At 70.6% G+C, this 13,308-nt stretch carries 13 protein-coding genes and 3 pseudogenes; 10 read left to right on the top strand and 6 right to left on the bottom strand.

Annotated features, from left to right (window positions below):
- Window positions 1-51: 51 nt before the first annotated feature.
- The 10 genes and pseudogenes from StrepF001_RS34580 (at window position 52) to StrepF001_RS34535 (ending at window position 8,148) form a co-directional block, all read left to right on the top strand.
- Window positions 52-1,188 carry an LLM class flavin-dependent oxidoreductase gene (locus StrepF001_RS34580; RefSeq protein WP_129802130.1) on the top strand — a complete coding sequence of 379 codons (1,137 nt, stop codon included), beginning with the start codon at window positions 52-54 and terminating at the stop codon, window positions 1,186-1,188.
- Window positions 1,185-1,682 carry a GNAT family N-acetyltransferase gene (locus StrepF001_RS34575; protein WP_129802129.1) on the top strand — a complete coding sequence of 166 codons (498 nt, stop codon included), beginning with the start codon at window positions 1,185-1,187 and terminating at the stop codon, window positions 1,680-1,682. Before StrepF001_RS34580 ends, StrepF001_RS34575 begins: the two co-directional genes overlap by 4 nt.
- Complete coding sequence (locus tag StrepF001_RS34570; protein ID WP_129802128.1) at window positions 1,679-2,653, top strand: ABC transporter substrate-binding protein; 975 nt, start codon at window positions 1,679-1,681, stop codon at window positions 2,651-2,653. Before StrepF001_RS34575 ends, StrepF001_RS34570 begins: the two co-directional genes overlap by 4 nt.
- A 21-nt stretch (window positions 2,654-2,674) precedes the next feature.
- Window positions 2,675-3,697, top strand: a complete 1,023-nt coding sequence (locus StrepF001_RS34565) for an amino acid ABC transporter permease (protein WP_129802127.1) — start codon at window positions 2,675-2,677, stop codon at window positions 3,695-3,697.
- Window positions 3,694-4,458: an amino acid ABC transporter ATP-binding protein gene (locus StrepF001_RS34560; RefSeq protein WP_129802126.1), complete on the top strand. Its 765-nt coding sequence runs from the start codon at window positions 3,694-3,696 to the stop codon at window positions 4,456-4,458. Before StrepF001_RS34565 ends, StrepF001_RS34560 begins: the two co-directional genes overlap by 4 nt.
- A 37-nt stretch (window positions 4,459-4,495) precedes the next feature.
- On the top strand, window positions 4,496-5,482 hold the full coding sequence (locus tag StrepF001_RS34555; RefSeq protein ID WP_129802125.1) for an ABC transporter substrate-binding protein: 987 nt from the start codon (window positions 4,496-4,498) through the stop codon (window positions 5,480-5,482).
- A 73-nt stretch (window positions 5,483-5,555) separates the two neighbouring features.
- Window positions 5,556-5,942, top strand: a pseudogene (locus StrepF001_RS34550) (FMNH2-dependent monooxygenase); the annotation flags it as partial.
- Window positions 5,943-6,058: 116 nt separating this feature from the next.
- Entirely contained in the window at window positions 6,059-6,616 is a 558-nt protein-coding gene (gene ssuE / locus StrepF001_RS34545; protein ID WP_129802123.1) for an NADPH-dependent FMN reductase, read from the top strand.
- 141 nt (window positions 6,617-6,757) lie between these two features.
- A pseudogene (locus tag StrepF001_RS34540) lies at window positions 6,758-6,999 on the top strand (acyl-CoA dehydrogenase family protein); the annotation flags it as partial.
- 45 nt (window positions 7,000-7,044) lie between these two features.
- On the top strand, window positions 7,045-8,148 hold the full coding sequence (locus tag StrepF001_RS34535; protein ID WP_129802122.1) for an LLM class flavin-dependent oxidoreductase: 1,104 nt from the start codon (window positions 7,045-7,047) through the stop codon (window positions 8,146-8,148).
- Window positions 8,149-8,274: 126 nt separating this feature from the next.
- Here the strand turns inward: StrepF001_RS34535 and ssuE (StrepF001_RS34530) are convergent, their stop codons facing one another.
- From ssuE (StrepF001_RS34530) to StrepF001_RS34505, 6 genes and pseudogenes are all read right to left on the bottom strand, one after another.
- Window positions 8,275-8,829, bottom strand: a complete 555-nt coding sequence (gene ssuE / locus StrepF001_RS34530; RefSeq protein WP_129802121.1) for an NADPH-dependent FMN reductase — start codon at window positions 8,827-8,829, stop codon at window positions 8,275-8,277.
- 12 nt (window positions 8,830-8,841) lie between these two features.
- Window positions 8,842-10,227: an FAD-linked oxidase C-terminal domain-containing protein gene (locus StrepF001_RS34525; RefSeq protein ID WP_129802120.1), complete on the bottom strand. Its 1,386-nt coding sequence runs from the start codon at window positions 10,225-10,227 to the stop codon at window positions 8,842-8,844.
- Window positions 10,224-10,442 (bottom strand): hypothetical protein, encoded by a 219-nt coding sequence (locus tag StrepF001_RS34520; protein ID WP_206307025.1) that lies wholly within the window; start codon window positions 10,440-10,442, stop codon window positions 10,224-10,226. Before StrepF001_RS34520 ends, StrepF001_RS34525 begins: the two co-directional genes overlap by 4 nt.
- Window positions 10,439-11,541, bottom strand: a pseudogene (locus StrepF001_RS34515) (LLM class flavin-dependent oxidoreductase). Before StrepF001_RS34515 ends, StrepF001_RS34520 begins: the two are co-directional and overlap by 4 nt.
- A gap of 8 nt (window positions 11,542-11,549) precedes the next feature.
- Window positions 11,550-12,569, bottom strand: a complete 1,020-nt coding sequence (locus StrepF001_RS34510; protein WP_129802119.1) for an ABC transporter substrate-binding protein — start codon at window positions 12,567-12,569, stop codon at window positions 11,550-11,552.
- Window positions 12,566-13,303 (bottom strand): ABC transporter ATP-binding protein, encoded by a 738-nt coding sequence (locus StrepF001_RS34505; protein ID WP_206307024.1) that lies wholly within the window; start codon window positions 13,301-13,303, stop codon window positions 12,566-12,568. The genes StrepF001_RS34510 and StrepF001_RS34505 overlap by 4 nt, the downstream gene beginning before the upstream one ends.
- Window positions 13,304-13,308 lie beyond the last annotated feature (5 nt).

Here is a 13,308-nt window from a genome sequence, read left to right as displayed (position 1 = left end):
CAAGGCCATTCCGCCATGCCTGCGTGCGGTCGCTCCCGAAAGGCCACTGCCATGCCCGTGGAATTCCTCGGCATCGCCGCTACCAACGACGGCTCCGAAACCACCCCGCGTTCCGGCGTCGCGTTCGACAAGGAGTACACGCTCCGGCTCGCCCGTGCGCACGAGGACCACGGCTGGGACCGGGTGCTGTTCGCCTACGGCTCGGGATCGCCGGATCCCGCACCGGCCGCCGCCTACATCGCGAGCAGGCTGGACCGCCTCCAGATCCTGCTCGCTCACCGGCCCAACGTCTCGTACCCCACCTTCGCCGCCAAGACCTTCGCCACCCTCGACCAGATCAGCGAGGGCCGGCTGACCGTGCACTTCATCACCGGCGGCAACGACCACGAACAGGGCCGCGAGGGCGACATCCTCACCAAGGGCGAGCGCTACGCCCGCACCCGCGAGTACATCCGGATCGTCAAGAAGATCTGGACCACCCACGAGCCCTTCGACCACGAGGGCGAGCACTACCGCTTCCACGACTTCGTCAGCGACGTCTTTCCTGTCCAGCAGCCGCGCCCCGGCGTCTCGTTCGGCGGTTCGTCGCCCGCCGCATACGCCGCGGGAGGCGCCGAGGCCGACATCTACTGCCTGTGGGGCGAGCCCCTCGCCAAGACCGCCGAGCAGATCGAGAACGTGAAGGCCGCCGCGAAGGCCGCGGGCCGCACCGACGTTCCCCGCATCCAGGTCGCCTTCCGCCCGATCATCGCCCCCACCGAGGAACTGGCCTGGGAGAAGGCCCACCGCACGGTCGGCGCGATCAAGGCCCGCAAGGAGAAGGGCGAGGTGATCACCAAGCGCCACAACGGGCACGCTCAGCCCCAGAACGCAGGCTCGCAGCGGCTGATCGCGATCGCCGAGGCGGGGGAGCGCTACGACCGCGCGCTGTGGACCCCGACCGCTGCCGCCACCGGGGGCGCGGGCAACTCCAACGCCCTGGTCGGCACCCCGGAGACGGTCGCCCAGGCGCTGCTCGACTACTACGACCTCGGCGTCGACATCCTCTCCGCACGCGGCTACGACCTGCTCGGCGACGCCATCGACTTCGGCCGGTACGTCATCCCGATCGTCCGCGAGGAGGTCGCCAAGCGCGACGCCGAGCGGACGGCACGCGGCACACAAACCCTCGCGGCGGTGAACGGATGACCTCCGCAACGGAGTTGACGGTCGTCCAGGTGCCCGTCTCCGACCCGCGCGTGAGACCCCTGCTGCGTGAACTCGGCCACGAGTACTCGACGCGCTACGGCAAGGACGCGCACGCCGAGATCTCCCGCTACCCCGACGAGGAGTTCACCGAACCGTACGGCGGCCTGCTTCTCCTGTTGCTGGAGCGTGGTGAGCCCGTCGCGGGCGGCGCCTTCCGCCGGTACGACGCGACCACGGCCGAACTGAAGCGGATCTGGACCCATTCCGCCCACCGCAGACGCGGCCTTGCCCGGCACGTCATCGCCGAGCTGGAACGCGAGGCGGGCGCACGCGGCTACCGGCGCATCTACCTGACCACCGGACCACGCCAGCCCGAGGCCCGCGGCCTGTACCTGGCCACCGGCTACACACCGCTGTTCGACACCGAGGCCGACCCGGAAACCATCGGCCCGCTGCCCTTCGAGAAGCACCTCAACGTCCAGTCGCACATATGAAAGGCCCCCGACCTGTGAACCTCCCCGGGATCAGAGCCCGCCTGCGCCTCGCCGCCGCCCTCACGCTGCTGCCGCTCCTGGCACTGACCGCCTGCGGCTCCGGCGACACCGACGGCACAGCAGTGGCGGGCGCTCAGGCCTCCCCCGCGCCGACCGACGACCCGGTCACCGCCGTACGCAAGGTCGACTCGGCCGCTGCCCTGCTGCCAGCCGCAGTGCGCAAGGCGGGCACGCTCCGCGTCGGCAGCTCGATCGGATTCCCGCCCGGGGCGTACTACCCGAACGGCACGGACAAGGCCCCCGCGGGTCAGGACATCGACCTCGCTGACGCCGTGGCCAAGGTGCTCGGCGTGAAGCTGGAGCGGCAGGACGCCTCCTTCGAGACGATCCTGCCCGCCCTGGGCAGCGGCAAGTACGACTTCGGCACCGGCAACTTCGGGGTCACGGGCGATCGCTTGAAGACCATCGACTTCGTCACCTACATCAATGACGGCCAGGGCTTCGCGGTGAAGAAGGGCAACACCGAGCTCACGTCGAAGGTCACCGACCTCACCCGGCTGTGCGGGCTGACCATCGGCACCGGCGCCGGCACCACCTTCGAGGCGACCCTCACCGCGCAGAAGGGCGTGTGCGCGAAGGCCGGCAAGAAGCCGTACGACGTGAAGGTCTACTCGGAGAACGCGGCGACCCTCGCCGCACTCCAGCAGGGCCGTATCGACGTGATCATGTCGACCATCAACGGCCTGCGCTATCAGGCGGCCCAGCCCGCCTCGCAGACCACCTTCCTCGGCGAGTTCCACCGCCTCGACGTCGGCTTCGCCTTCAAGAAGGGCTCCCCACTCACCAAGGCCTTCCAGGCCGCCGTCAACGAGCTGATCAAGGACGGCACGTACGGCCGGATCCTCAAGAAGTGGGGCACGTCCGCCTCCGCGATCGACACGTCGCGGATCAACCCGCCCGAGCACGCATAAGAGTTGAGCAGGAACACGACGATGGCATCCACCACCGACACTGCGCCGCCCGGTGCGGCCACTCCGGGCACCGGCCCCGAAGCCCCGCCCGCCCCGGGCGATCCGGCATCCCTCAAGGTCGTACCCGCCCGCCACTACGCCCGCTGGGCGGCGGCCGTCGCCGTGATCGTGCTGGTCGCCCAGTTCGCCCACGGCCTGGCCACCAATCCCGTCTGGGAGTGGGGCGTCTTCCGCGACTACGTCCTGTCCGAGACGATCGTGCAGGCGGTGTGGGTGACCCTTCAGCTGACCGCGTACGCCACCGTGCTGGGCTTCCTCCTGGGCACCGTCCTGGCCTTCATGCGACTGTCGCACAGCCCGGTGCTGCAGACGGTTGCCTGGACCTACATCTGGATCTTCCGGTCGATCCCGATGATCGTCCAGCTGGTGTTCTGGTTCAACCTGAGCGCGCTGTACGACAGGCTGGGCGTCGGCATCCCCTTCGGACCGGTGTTCTGGTCCGTCGACAGCAACAGCCTCATCGGCACCATCGGCGCGGCCATCATCGGCCTCACGCTCCACCAGGCCGCGTACGCCGCCGAGATCGTGCGCGGCGGCGTCATCTCCGTCGACCACGGACAACTGGAGGCCGCCGCGGCACTGGGCATTCCCCGGCTGCGGCAGATCCGCAGGATCGTGCTGCCGCAGGCCATGCGCGCCATCCTGCCCACCGCCGGAAACGAGATCATCGGCCTGCTCAAGGGCACCTCGGTGGTCTACGTGATGTCCATTGGCGAGCTCTTCTACCAGGTGCAGGTCATCTACGGCCGCAACGGCCGCGTCATCCCGCTGCTGCTGGTCGCCACCGCCTGGTACGTGGTCCTGACCTCCCTGCTGTCGATCGCCCAGTACTACGTGGAGCGCCGCTACGCCCGCGGCGCCAACCGCACCCCGCCGCCCACCCCCATCCAGCGCGCCCGCCGTTTTTTGCGCAACCTCAGGGTCGCGGCGGCTCAGCGGAACCAGCCCCTCGTACCCCTCAAGCCTCTGGGAGACAACCGATGAGTGAAGTGATGGTGGACGTCCACGGTGTCCACAAGAGCTTCGGCCCCCTGGAGGTACTGCGCGGCGTCGACCTCCAGGTCCGGGCCGGTGAGGTCACCGTGATTCTCGGCCCGTCCGGCTCCGGCAAGTCCACGCTGCTGCGCACCATCAACCACCTGGAGAAGGTCAATCGCGGCTGGATCAGCATCGACGGCGAGCTCATCGGCTACCGCCGCTCCGGGAGCAAGCTGCACGAGCTGAAGGAGAAGGACGTTCTGAAGCAGCGCACCCACATCGGGTTCGTCTTCCAGAACTTCAACCTCTTCCCCCATCTGACCGTGCTGGAGAACCTGATCGAGGCCCCCGCCTCCGCACTGCGCCGCCCGCGCAAGGAGGCCGAGGACGCCGCCCGCAGGCTCCTGGAGCGGGTCGGCCTCGCCGACAAGGCCGGCGCCTTCCCGCGGCAACTCTCCGGCGGCCAGCAGCAGCGCGTGGCCATCGCCCGCGCACTCGCCCTCGAACCGAAGGTGCTGCTCTTCGACGAGCCCACCTCGGCACTGGACCCGGAACTCGTCGGCGAAGTCCTCGACGTCATCAAGGACTTGGCCCGCACCGGAACCACCATGATCGTCGTGACCCACGAGATCGGCTTCGCCCGCGAGGTCGCCGACACCGTGGTGTTCATGGACGACGGAGTCGTCGTGGAGCAGGGGCCGCCCGCGGCCGTCCTGGACACCCCGCAGCACGAGCGCACCCGCGCATTCCTCTCCAAGGTCCTCTGACCAAGCCTCACCTCACGCCAACGCAAGGAGAACGACCGTGTCCACCAGCCTCGCCCGCCGCCGCGCCGCCGCAGCCGCGCTCGGACTCGCCGCCGCCCTCGTCCTGGCCGCCTGCAGCAACCCCTCCGACGGCGGCACGACCGAGGTCGCGGGCAAGTCGGGCAAGACGACGAAGATCAATATCAGTCCCGATCAGGACCGCATCACCACGGACAAGGTCGACTCCATAGCCGCCGAGGTCCCGGAGGAGATCCGCAAGAGAGGCACCCTGGAGATCGTCGACTCGTCCGGCTCCGCCGCGCCGCTCACCTTCTACGCCACCGACAACAAGACCGTCATCGGCGTCGAGTCCGACATCGCCTCTCTGGTCGCCGACGTGCTCGGCCTCGAGCTGCACATCAACACGGTCTCCTGGGAGAACATCTTCGTCGGCCTCGACAGCGCCAAGTACGACGTCGGCTTCAGCAACATCACCGTCACCGAGGAGCGCAAGGAGAAGTACGACTTCGCCACCTACCGCGAGGACAACCTGGGCTTCGAGGCGAAGAAGGGCAGCGGCCTGAAGGTCACCGGACCCGAGGACGTGGCGGGCAAGAAGGTCGCCGTGGGCAGCGGCACCAACCAGGAGAAGCTGCTCATCGAGTGGAGCAAGGAGAACGAGAAGGCCGGCCGCAAGCCGGCGGACATCAAGTACTACCAGAACGACAGCGACACCTACCTCGCCCTCCAGTCCGGCCGCATCGACCTCTACCTCGGCCCCAACCCGACCGCCGCCTACCACGCGGCCACCACCGGCAAGACCGAGGTCGTCGGCACCTACTCCGGCGCCGGCGCCACCCTCCAGGGCCTCATCGCGGCCACCACCAAGAAGGACAGCGGCCTGGTCAAGCCGCTCGCCGATGCCCTCAACCACGTCATCGAGAACGGCATCTACGCGAAGGTACTTGAGCGCTGGGGCCTGTCCGACGAAGCCGTGACCAAGTCCGAGATCAACCCGCCCGGCCTGCCCAAGACCAACAAGTAGCCGACCCGGGGTGCGCAGGCCGCACGACGCCTGCGCACCCCTGCCTTCGCACACGAGCACAGGACACGAGGTCATGCCCCGCGAACTCCACCCCTTCCTCGCCCTCGACGGGGCCGGCCACCGCCCCGCCGAGTCCCTCATCACCGCCCACCGGACGGACCTGATCGGCCTCGCCGAGCAAGGCGCCCTGGACTTCGTCACCGTCGGCGACTCCCTCGCGCCACCGCCCGACGACAGCGCAGGCCGGCTCGACGCGGTGACCGTCCTCGCCCGCGTCGCGCCCCTGACCAGCAGGATCGGCCTGGTTCCGACGGTGACCACCACCCACACCGAGGCCGAGGCCCGTGCCGTGGGCCGCCGCGAGGTCCCGCCCGCGGCCGAGCTGTGGGCCGAGGCGGCCGACGCCGCCGAGGTCGCCGCCCGGCTGTGGGACAGCTGGGAGGACGACGCGGAGATCCGGCAAGTGGGTGCTGCCTCTCGTGCGCGAACTGGAGGCTGCCGAACCCGCCGTCGACAGGCCCGTCCTCACCAGCCCCACTCCCTGACCCCAGTCCGACATCTCTGAAAGGTCCCCTCATGGCGACCGTTCTCTCCGTTTCCGGAAGCCCTTCCCCCACCTCCCGCACCGCCCGCCTCCTGCGCGACCTCGACGCCCGGCTCACGGCCCAGGGACATGAGGTGGTCCCGCTCGACGTGCGGACGCTCCCGCCCCAGGCCCTGCTGCACGCCGACTTCCGTCATCCGGCGATCGTCGAAGCCACCGCCCTGTTCGAGCAGGCTGACGGGGTCGTGATCGGTACCCCCGTCTACAAGGCCGCCTACTCCGGCCTGTTGAAGTCCCTGCTCGACCTGCTCCCGCAGTACGCGCTGGCGGGCAAGACCGTCCTCCCGCTGGCCACCGGCGGCACCACCGCCCACGTCCTGGCCATCGACTACGCCCTGCGCCCGGTCCTCGCCTCCATGGGCCCCGCCCACATCACCCCCGGCTGGTTCACGCTCGACAAGGACATCACCGTGGGCGACGACGGCACGCTGACCGTCGCGCCGGGCTCGGCCGAGGCCCTGGCCCAGGTCACGGACCAGTTCTCGCTCGCGCTGGGCGGTCGTACGACGTTGCTGGCGGCCACCGGATGAGCGCCCCGACCGTGATCGTCGACGACGCCGAGGCCCTCGCCGTCGCCGTAGAGCGGGACGCGCGGCGCCGGCTGCCGCACGCGGAGCTGGAGCGGCTGTCCGCCTCCGGGCTGCTCGCGGTGACGGTGCCAGCCGAGTGCGGACGCAGCCCGCGCCGACCTGACCGACGACTCGGTCGCCGAGGCTTCGATCGCGGTGGCCGCGGCCAAGGTGACGGCGGCCGAGACGGCCGTGGAGGTCGGCAGCTCCCTCTTCGAGGTGTCCGGCACCCGCTCGGCGCTCGACTCCCTGGACCTGCACCGTCACTGGCGCGACGCCCGCACCCGGCCCGCTGGAAGGTCCAGCACATCGGCCGTTACGTGCTGAACGGCACCCAGCCGCCCGCCACGGCCTGCTGTAAACGGACACCCCCTGAACGGAGAACCCCCGTGTCCCTCACCTTCCACTGGTTCCTGCCCACCAACGGTGACAGCCGCCACGTCGTCGGCGGCGGCCACGGCACCCCCGCCACCGCCTCCGGCCGCGACCGGCCGCCGACGGTCGCCTACCTCAGCCAGATCGCCCGCGCAGCCGAGGACCTCGGTTTCGTCGGCGCACTCACTCCCACCGGCGCATGGTGCGAGGACGCCTGGCTGACCACCGCCATGGTCAGCCAGAACACCGAGCGACTTAAGTTCCTGGTCGCCTTCCGCCCCGGCTTCGTCTCGCCCACGCTCGCCGCGCAGATGGCGTCCACCTTTCAGCGGCAGACCGGCGGACGACTGCTGCTCAACGTCGTCACGGGCGGTGAGAGTCACGAGCAGCGCGCCTACGGCGACTTCCTCGACAAGGACGACCGGTACCGCCGTACCGGTGAATTCCTGGAGATCGTACGGGGGTTGTGGGAGGGCAAGTCTGTCGACCTGCGCGGTGAGCACCTCCAGGTCGAGAACGCGAAGCTCGCCCGGGTGCCCGCCCCGGTTCCCGAGGTGTACTTCGGCGGATCCTCGCCGATGGCCGGGGAGGTCGCCGTCCGGCACGTCGACGTCTATCTCACCTGGGGCGAGCCGCCCGCGCAGGTCGCCGAGAAGATCTCGTGGATCCGGGGGCTGGCCGCGAAACAGGGGCGCACCCTGCGCTTCGGCATCCGCCTGCACGTCATCACTCGCGACACCGCCGAGCAGGCCTGGGCCGAGGCCAACCGGCTCGTGGACGGCTTCGACCCGGAGAGCGTCAGGGCCATCCAGGCCGGGCTGGCTCGCAGCGAGTCCGAGGGGCAGCAGCGCATGCTCGCCCTGCACGGCGGCGGGAGCCGCGAGCGCCTGGAGATCCACCCCAACCTGTGGGCCGGCATCGGCCTGGTGCGCGGCGGCGCGGGCACCGCGCTGGTCGGCAGTCACAACGAGGTCGCTGAGCGGATCAAGGAGTACGCGGCCCTGGGCATCGAAGAGTTCATCCTCTCCGGCTATCCGCATCTGGAGGAGGCCTACTGGTTCGGCGAGGGCGTCCTGCCGAAGCTTCAGGCACAGGGCCTGTGGCAGCACCCCTCCTGACGTGCGCGTCAAAGGCAAGGCGGCTGCCGCTTGTCGTGCTCGACGCCGATGCGGCAGCGGCGTCGGCGTCGCACCTCGGCGCGCTCCGGTACATGAAGGTTGCCGTACGGCCCGCACGACGATCGCTCACGCCGCCGCCCTCTGCGGCCGACGTTCGCTGAGGGCCGTGGAGAACTGGTCGACGACCTGGTCCAGTGCCTCCCTCGTGCCCGGCTCGACGACGATGTTGCTGTCCTGCCGTATCTCGATGTGCTTGTCCAGGACGAACCAGCCGGGGGTGATGTGGGCGGGGCCCATGGAGGCGAGGACCGGGCGCAGGGCGTAGTCGATGGCCAGGACGTGGGCGGTGGTGCCGCCGGTGGCCAGCGGGAGGACGGTCTTGCCCGCCAGCGCGTACTGCGGGAGCAGGTCGAGCAGGGACTTCAACAGGCCGGAGTAGGCGGCCTTGTAGACGGGGGTACCGATCACGACCCCGTCAGCCTGCTCGAACAGGGCGGTGGCTTCGACGATCGCCGGATGACGGAAGTCGGCGTGCAGCAGGGCCTGGGGCGGGAGCGTCCGCACGTCGAGCGGGACCACCTCATGTCCCTGGGCCGTGAGCCGGGCGTCGAGGTCGCGCAGGAGGCGGGCGGTGCGGGAGGTGGGGGAAGGGCTTCCGGAAACGGAGAGAACGGTCGCCATGAGGGATCTCCTTCAGAGGGCCTTGCCTGGGTTGAGGATGTGGTGGGGGTCGAAGGCCGCCTTGATGCGTTGCTGCAACGCGTGCTGTTCCGGGCCGAGTTCGTCCGCGAGCCATCGCCGCTTGAGGGTGCCCACGCCGTGCTCCCCGGTGAGGGTGCCGCCCAGGCGCAGGGCGGCGGCGAAGATGTCGCCGGCTGCCTGCCAGGCCGCGTCCGGGATGCCGACGGTGTCGGGGTCGAGGACGAGGATGGGGTGGAGGTTGCCGTCTGCTGCGTGGGCGAAGGTGAAGATCCGTACATCGTGGCGCTCGGCGATGGCCTTGATCTCCCGTACCGCGGCGGCCAGTTGGGTCCTGGGCACCGCGATGTCCTCGATCAGCACCCGGCCCAGCCGCTCCAGGGCGGGCAGCGCGAGCCTGCGGGCCGTGAGCAGCCGGTCCGCCTCCGCCGGGTCGGAGGTGGTCTCGACCGATGTCACGCGCCCGCGCAGCAGCCGTACCGCCAGTTCCGCCTCGGTCGCCGCCGCGCGTCCGTCGCACTGCAGCAGGAGCAACGCTCCACCACGGGATCGCAGGTCCGTGCCCTGCGTGTCGTCCACGGCGCCGAGCACCGGCCCGTCCAGCAGCTCCGCCATGGAAGGCTCCAGGCGGGCGGCGGTCAGCGCCGAGACGGCCTCGGCGCCCTCGGCGAAGGTGCCGAAGAACGCGGCGACGGTGGCCGTCGACTCCGGCAGCGGACGCAGCCGCAGCGTCGCGGCGGTGATCACGCCCAGGGTGCCTTCGGAGCCGGTGAACAGGGCCGTCAGGTCGTAGCCCGTGACCCCTTTGACGGTGCGCCGGCCGGTCCGTATCGGAGTGCCGTCCGCGAGCACCACGTCGAGGCCCAGCACGGCGTCCCGGGTCACCCCGTACTTGGCGCAGCGCAGCCCGCCCGCGTTGGTGGCGATGTTGCCGCCCACGGTGGAGATCGCCGCGCTCGCCGGGTCCGGCGCATAGCGCAGTCCGAACTCGCCTGCCGTGCGGTCCAGGTCGGCGGTGACGACGCCCGGTTCGACGACGGCGATCTGGTCGTGCGGCTCCAGGTCGAGGATCCGGTTCATCCGCGACAGGTCCAGCACGACCGTGCCCGGGCCGGCGTTCGCGCCGCCGGACAGTCCGGTCCCGGCCCCGCGCGGCACGACCGGCACCCGCAGCGCGTGCGCATGCCGCAGCGTCGTCCGCACGTGCTCGGCGTTCGCCGCGTGGACGACGGCCAGGGGGCCGCCGTCCGGACGACTGCCGGAGCGGTCGGCGGCGTACGGGGCGGTGGCCTCGGGGCCGGTGGTGAGCGCGTCCCCCGGCAGGTCGCGGCTCAGGGCGGTTAGCAGGGCCTCGACGGTGCCGAGTCGGGTGACGGTCATCCGGCGGCCTCCAGCGCACGGCTGCCGACGGCGAGCAGCGCGATGTCCTCCTGCGGGGCGTGCACCGCGGCCTCCCGCTTCCAGCCCGTCGCGCCGACGCGCAGGGTGACCGAGGATGCTTGTCCGTTGTCCTCCGCTCCTGCCGATCCTCCGCAGCCGGTCAGTGCCGTCCCTGTCAGGGGCACGGCAGCGAGCACCCGTCCGACCCGCCTCACGCGGCTGCTCCCGAGGCGGCGCGGTGCGCCAGCTCCTGACGGACCAGCGGAAGGACGTAACGGGCGTAGTCGATCGCGTCGTTGAGCGGGTCGTAGCCGCGGATGGACAGCAGCTCGCAGCCGATGTCGACGTAGTCGAGCAGTGCCTTGGCGACCGTCTCCGGCGAACCGACCAGCGCCGTGGAGGCGCCGGCGGCGTTGGTGGCCGCGGCGGGCGCGGTCCACAGGCAGCGGTCGTGGACCTCACCGCGCTCGGCGATGGCCAGCAACCGCTGGGAGCCGACGTTGGCGGGGGTGCCCTGGCCGACCGGCGGATAGTGACGGTGCTCGGCCCGCTCGGCATGGCCGGCCTTGACCGCGCCCAGGATGCGGTGCGCCTTCTCCCAGGCGAGCTCATCGGTGGGGGCGATGATCGGGCGGAAGGAGACCCAGATGCGCGGGCGGGGCCGGCCGGCGGCGTCGGCGTACTTGTTGACCGCGGCGATCTGCTCGGCGGTCTCCTTCAACGGCTCGCCCCACAGCCCGAAGATGTCGCCCTGCTGCCCGCCCACCGGTAGGCGTCCTGCGAGGAGCCGCCCACCGAGATGGGAATGGTGCCGTGGTACGGGGTGACGTCGGAGCGGAAGCCCTCGAAGCGGTAGTACGGGCCCTCGTGGGAGACCGGCCCGTCGGCCGCCCACACCTCACGCAGGATCCGGATGTATTCGTCGGACCGCGCGTACCGCTCGCTCTTGCTCAGGTAGTCGCCCTCGCGACGCTGCTCCTCGTCGCTGCCGCCGGAGATGATGTGCAATACCAGGCGCCCCTTGCTGATCCGGTCCAGGGTGGCCAGGGCGCGGGCCGCGTGGGTCGGGAAGATCACGCCGGGGCGGTGGGCGAGGACGGGCTTGATGCGCTCGGTGTGGGTCGCCACGAACTGCGCCAGCTGCAGCGCGTCGGGGGAGGCCGAGTGGTAGGTGACGAGGGTGTAGTCGAAGCCGCCGTCGTCCAGTGCGCGGGCGTAGCGGCGGGCGTAGTCGACGTCGATGCCGTTGCCCGCGGTGGGGTCACCCTCGGTGGCGGGGTTGGGATGGACGGCGCTGATGAACTCGACCGGCATGGCGGGGCTCACTCCTTGATCAGGCTGGTGTCGACGTGGTCGGCGACGGTCGGGTTCGGGGTGAGGACGCCGATGCCGTGCATGGTGTCGCCTACCCTCTGCACGGCCTCGACCACCTGCGAATTCACCGGCAGCAGCTCGCTGTTGGACTGGCTGACCAGCGTCTTGGCGATCTCGGCGGAGGCGCCGTTGTTCTGCTGGATGGCCTTGGCGTAGTCGTCCGGGTTTTTCTGCGACCAGGCAAGGGCCTCGTCCAGGCGGCGCAGGTAGTCCGCGATCGCGGCCTTCTTGCCCCGGTCGGCGAGTGCCTTCTCGGAAGCGCCGATGAAGCCGTAGCCGCTCACGCGCCCGTCGGCGCCGTTGACGAGGAGGCGGCCGCCCTGCTGTTCGGCGACGGCCTTGTAGACCCCGAAGGTGGCCCAGACCTCGATCTTGCCGGAGGTGAACGCGGCCTGGGCGTCGGTCGGCAGCAGGTACTGCACCCTGACGTCGTCGTAGCTCAGCCCCGCCTGCTCCAGCACATGCGCGAGCAGGTATTCGGCGATGGACCCCTTGGCCGAGGAGACCACGACCTTCTTGCCCTTGAGGTCCTTGACGCTCCTCACCGACGAGTCCCCGCGGACCACGATCCCGGTGTGCGTGCCGTCGTTGTGCAGAGCGCCCACCGCCTTGACCGGCACACCGCCGGAGAGGGCCTGGAGCGTGGGGAGATCGGCGGCGTACGAGGTGTCCGCGGCGCCCGCCTGCACGGCCTGGAAGAGCGGTGCGGCGCCTTCGAACTCGGCCCATTTCACCTTGTACGACGTCCCCTTGAGGGCGCCGGAGGCGTTGAACAGGGTCTGCAGGTTCTTGGCCTGGTCGCCGATGGTGAGTGTGACCGATGAGCCGCTCCCGTCGGATGCGGCCTCGCTGCTGCCACCGCAGGCGGTGGTGGCGAGCAGAGCGGCGAGGGAGAGTGCGGCGCCGAGGGCGCGCACCGTGCGGGGGGTCGTGCGGGTCATGAGGTGTGTGCCGTTCCTGTCGTTCATGTCGTGGCCTCTTTGCGAGGTGCCGAGGCGTCGTGGACGCCGAGCCGGTGAAGCAGTTCGCCGCGCAGCCGTACGAAGTCGGGGGAGCCGAGGTCGCGGGGCCGCTCCAGGCCGGCCTCGGCCTCGTACGCGATCCGCCCGCCGTCCATCACGAGCACCCGGTCGGCGAGCAGCAGCGCCTCCTCCACGTCGTGGGTGACCAGCAGTACCGAGCAGCCGTGCCGCTGCCACAGGTCGGCCACCAGCCGCTGCGCCCGGCCGCGGGTGAGGGCGTCCAGTGCGCCGAACGGCTCGTCCAGCAGGAGGAGTTCGGGCTCGCGGACGAGCGCGCGGGCCAGCGAGACGCGCTGGGCCTGGCCACCGGAGAGCGTCTTGGGCCAGCTGCCCGCGTACTCCTCGATGCCGACCTCGGCCAGATAACGCTCGGCGAGCGCCCGGTCCGGGGAGCCGGGCAGGCCGAGCACCACGTTGCGCCACACCCGCAGCCAGGGCATCAGCCGCGGCGACTGGAAGGCCACCGAGCGGCGCTCGGGTACGGTCACCTCGCCCTCGGTCTCGCTGTCCAGGCCGGCGAGAATCTTCAGCAGCGTCGACTTCCCGCAGCCGCTGTGACCGAGCAGGGCGACGAACTCGCCTTGGCGGATGGTGAGATCGAGCCTGTCGATGACGGTCTTGTCGTCGAAGGCGCGGCTCAGGCCGCGGACCTCGACATGCGTGCGCACAGTTGTGCTCATCAGCT

The organism is Streptomyces sp. F001, from assembly GCF_004187715.1.
In the GTDB taxonomy this organism is placed as follows: Bacteria; Actinomycetota; Actinomycetes; order Streptomycetales; family Streptomycetaceae; genus Streptomyces; species Streptomyces flavusporus.
The sequence above is the reverse complement of the archived record's forward strand: the minus strand, read 5'-3'. Positions and strand labels throughout refer to the sequence as shown.